The 714-nt window shown below is 39.1% G+C and carries 1 protein-coding gene; it reads left to right on the top strand.

From position 1 onward, the window contains the following. The coding region (locus E1171_RS00450) for an alpha/beta fold hydrolase (RefSeq protein WP_155203035.1) at positions 1–714 on the top strand (714 nt) is incomplete at both ends.

Below are 714 nucleotides of genomic sequence, written 5' to 3'. Positions count from 1 at the left end.
ATCATGGACTCTTTAAATTATAGTGAATCAGGAAAAGGATTCCCCGTTGTTTTTCTCCATGGATTTTGTGAAACTCATGAAGTTTGGAAAGCCTTTGAAGAACAGTTGGCTTACCATTTTCATGTGTTATGTCCGGATTTACCTGGCTTTGGAAAAAGTAAGCCTCTAAAAGAAGGGTTTGGCTTAGAAGAGGTAGCAGAAAGCATCCACCTTTGGTTAAAAGACCTGGAAATAGAGGAATGTATTCTTATCGGTCATTCTCTAGGAGGATATGTGAGTTTAGCTTTTGCTGAAAAGTATTCCGATATGCTCCGGGGTTTTGGTCTTTTCCACTCTTCGGCATTTGCTGATGATGAGGAAAAAAAGCAAGTCAGAAATAAAACCATTCAGTTTGTGCAAAAACATGCTGTGGATAAATTTATTGAACCCTTTGTTCCAGAATTATTTTACCGTAAAAGAAGAAAGTTTTTGCAAGAAGAAATAGAAAAAGTCATTCAGATTGGAATAACTACCCCAAAAGAAAGTTTGATTGCTTATTCAAAGGCCATGCGAGACAGGAAAGAACGTATACATGTATTGGAAGAGTTTTCCAGGCCTGTACTTTTTATTGCAGGGGACGAGGATAAGGCTGTTCCTCTAGAGAAGACCAAAGCTCAGGCATTTCTTCCGAAACAACATGAGGTGCACATTTTGGCCCAAACGGGTCATATGGGC

Source organism: Xanthovirga aplysinae, assembly GCF_009711365.1.
In the GTDB taxonomy this organism is placed as follows: domain Bacteria; phylum Bacteroidota; class Bacteroidia; order Cytophagales; family Cyclobacteriaceae; genus Xanthovirga; species Xanthovirga aplysinae.
This window is presented reverse-complemented; position numbering and strand designations above follow the sequence as displayed.